Raw genomic sequence first — 231 nt, 5'->3', positions numbered from 1 at the left:
GACGAGGCTGCCATGCCGGACCCCGCGATCGAGGACTTTTCCGTCCGCGACGTCATCGTCGGCGAGCCCCTGACGGTCAGCCGCGACGCCATCGTGGGCTTCGCGCGGGCGTTCCACTTCCAGCCGTTCCACCTCGACGAGGCGGCCGGGGAGACGCCCTTCGTGGGCCGGCTGATCGCGTCGGGCTGGCATACGGCGGCGCTGGGGATGCGGCTGCTCCAGCAGGGGCCG

1 protein-coding gene is annotated in these 231 nt (G+C 72.7%); it reads left to right on the top strand.

The features are described from left to right. Window positions 1–12: 12 nt before the first annotated feature. Window positions 13–231 (top strand): MaoC/PaaZ C-terminal domain-containing protein (locus MFF64_RS37450; protein ID WP_273557226.1); only part of this gene is annotated, 219 nt, incomplete at its 3' end.

It is taken from the genome of Methylobacterium frigidaeris (assembly GCF_022179185.1).
Lineage (GTDB): Bacteria > Pseudomonadota > Alphaproteobacteria > Rhizobiales > Beijerinckiaceae > Methylobacterium > Methylobacterium frigidaeris.
Note: the sequence above shows the minus strand (reverse complement) of the source record. Positions and strands in the feature narration are given on the sequence as shown.